At 57.9% G+C, this 2942-nt stretch carries 2 protein-coding genes; one reads left to right on the plus strand and one right to left on the minus strand.

What is annotated here, in order from left to right:
* Nucleotides 1-52: 52 nt before the first annotated feature.
* On the minus strand, nucleotides 53-541 hold the full coding sequence (gene greB, locus RTY00_RS17555) for a transcription elongation factor GreB (protein WP_061719740.1): 489 nt from the start codon (nucleotides 539-541) through the stop codon (nucleotides 53-55).
* Between the two features lie 192 nt (nucleotides 542-733).
* Between greB and RTY00_RS17560 the strand changes: the two genes are divergently transcribed.
* A partial coding sequence (locus RTY00_RS17560) for a Tex family protein (RefSeq protein ID WP_409519145.1) occupies nucleotides 734-2942 on the plus strand: 2209 nt, incomplete at its 3' end.

The following is a 2942-nucleotide window of genomic DNA, read 5'->3' on the forward strand; positions in this document are numbered from 1 at the left end:
TCGCCATTCATGGCGACCGTTCCACGCTTAACTGACCAGTCATCGCCACCCGCTACGGCGTCTCTTTCACATATTCAATGCTGTTAACGAACCACAACTTCTGTCCTTCCGGCGTGTTGACCACCACTTCGTCATCCACTTCTTTCTTGATCAGCGCGCGCGCCATCGGCGAATCGATCGAGATGTACTCTTTCATCGTCTCGCCATAAATTTCATCCGGACCAACAATGCGGAAACGCTTCACATCGCCCTGCTCATTCTCCACTTGCACCCAGGCACCGAAAAACACTTTGCCCTCCTGTTGCGGCGCGTAATCAACAATTTTCAGATCAGCGAGGCATTTGCGCAGATAGCGCACCCGGCGATCGATCTGGCGCAGCAGACGCTTGTTGTAGGTGTAATCGGCGTTTTCCGAACGATCGCCGAGGCTGGCAGCCCAGGAGACGATTTTGGTGACTTCCGGACGCTTTTCGTTCCACAAATGGTCGTGTTCGGCACGCAGCTTGTTATAGCCTTCGCGGGTAATCAGTTGGGTTTTCATGACTTCAACTCGTGGTGACGGCGGTTCTTCGCAGCAAAGAGGCTAACAATAAGCGACCGATTGACCATCAGCAAGATTGCGCGCGCTGCATTCAGAAAAAGACGGATTCACGGGCCACCGGCTGGCAATTTTCGGCCTCATTCCGTATAACTGTCCGCTATTTCCAACCCTGTGTAAGCATTGTTAATGATGATGAAAGATTCACTGAGCCAGATTATCGCAGGTGAGCTGAAGGCACGCGCCGACCAGGTTGATGCTGCCGTTCGCTTACTTGATGAAGGGAACACCGTGCCGTTTATCGCACGTTATCGTAAGGAAGTGACCGGCGGACTCGACGACACCCAGCTGCGTTTGCTGGAGAGCCGTCTGAGTTACCTGCGCGAGCTGGACGATCGTCGCCAGTCGATTCTGAAATCCATCGACGAACAGGGCAAACTCACGCCTGAACTCGCCACCGCCATCAACAGCACGCTGAATAAAACCGAGCTGGAAGACCTTTACCTGCCGTACAAACAGAAGCGTCGTACGCGCGGACAGATCGCTATTGAAGCCGGTCTGGAACCGCTGGCCGACACGCTGTGGCAGGACCCATCGCAGGATCCCGAGCAGCTGGCCGCCAGCTACGTTGATGCCGACAAAGGTGTCGCCGACGTGCGCGCTGCGCTGGATGGCGCGCGCTATATCCTGATGGAGCGCTTTGCCGAAGACGCCACGCTGCTGGCGAAAGTGCGTGAATATCTGTGGAAGAACGCGCATGTGGTAGCGCGCGTGGTGGAGGGTAAAGAGGAAGAAGGCGCGAAATTCCGCGACTACTTCGATCACCACGAAGCGCTGAGCGGCGTACCGTCGCACCGTGCGCTGGCGATGTTCCGTGGCCGCAACGAAGGCGTGCTGCAGCTGTCGCTGAATGCCGATCCGCAGTTCGACGAAGCCCCGCGTGAAAGCTATGGCGAAACGCTGATTGCTGAACATCTCAAGCTGCGCCTGAATAACGCACCGGCGGATAGCTGGCGTAAAGCGGTGGTGAGCTGGACCTGGCGCATCAAAGTGCTGCTGCACCTCGAAACCGAATTGATGGGCACTATTCGTGAACGCGCCGAAGATGAAGCCATCAACGTGTTTGCCCGTAACTTGCACGATCTGCTGATGGCCGCGCCTGCCGGCATGCGCGCCACCATGGGCCTCGATCCGGGCTTGCGTACCGGCGTAAAAGTTGCCGTGGTAGATGCCACCGGCAAGCTGGTCGCGACCGATACCATTTACCCTCACACCGGTCAGGCGGCGAAAGCGGCCACCGCCGTCGCCGCGCTGTGCGCGAAACATCAGGTTGAACTGGTGGCGATTGGTAACGGCACCGCCTCGCGCGAGACCGAGCGTTTCTTCCTCGACGTGCAGAAGCAGTTCCCGCAGATCAACGCGCAGAAAGTAATTGTCAGCGAAGCCGGTGCATCGGTCTATTCGGCCTCTGAGCTGGCGGCGCTGGAGTTCCCGGATCTCGACGTGTCGATTCGTGGCGCGGTTTCCATCGCGCGTCGCCTGCAGGATCCGCTCGCCGAGCTGGTGAAAATCGATCCGAAATCGATCGGTGTAGGCCAATATCAGCACGACGTCAGCCAAAGCCAGCTGGCGAAGAAGCTGGATGCGGTGGTGGAAGACTGCGTGAACGCCGTGGGTGTCGATCTCAACACCGCATCTGTGGCGCTGCTCACTCGCGTGGCCGGTTTAACCCGCATGATGGCGCAGAATATTGTCAGCTGGCGCGATGAAAATGGCCGCTTCCAGAACCGTCAGCAACTGCTGAAGGTGAGCCGCCTCGGGCCGAAAGCCTTTGAGCAGTGCGCGGGCTTCCTGCGTATCAACCACGGCGACAACCCGCTGGATGCCTCAACCGTGCACCCGGAAGCCTATCCGCTGGTCGAGCGCATTCTGGCCGCCACCGAGCAGGCGCTGAATGAGTTGATGGGCAATCCAGGCGGTCTGCGCGATCTCAATGCACGCGACTTCACCGATGAGCGCTTCGGCTTGCCAACGGTTACAGATATCATCAAAGAGCTGGAGAAACCGGGCCGCGATCCGCGTCCTGAGTTTAAAACCGCGCAATTTGCTGAAGGCGTGGAAACGCTTAACGATCTGTTGCCGGGCATGGTGCTGGAAGGCGCGGTCACCAACGTCACCAACTTCGGTGCTTTCGTCGATATCGGCGTGCATCAGGATGGTTTGGTGCACATCTCTTCCCTTTCCGACAAGTTCGTCGAAGATCCGCATCAGGTGGTGAAGGCGGGCGATATCGTCAAAGTGAAGGTGATGGAAGTGGATATGCAGCGTAAGCGTATTGCGCTCACCATGCGTCTGGACGAGCAGCCCGGTGAAAGCAATGCCCGCGGCAGCAACCGCAGCGCAG

Source organism: Pantoea sp. CTOTU49201 (assembly GCF_032054795.1).
GTDB lineage: Bacteria > Pseudomonadota > Gammaproteobacteria > Enterobacterales > Enterobacteriaceae > Pantoea > Pantoea symbiotica.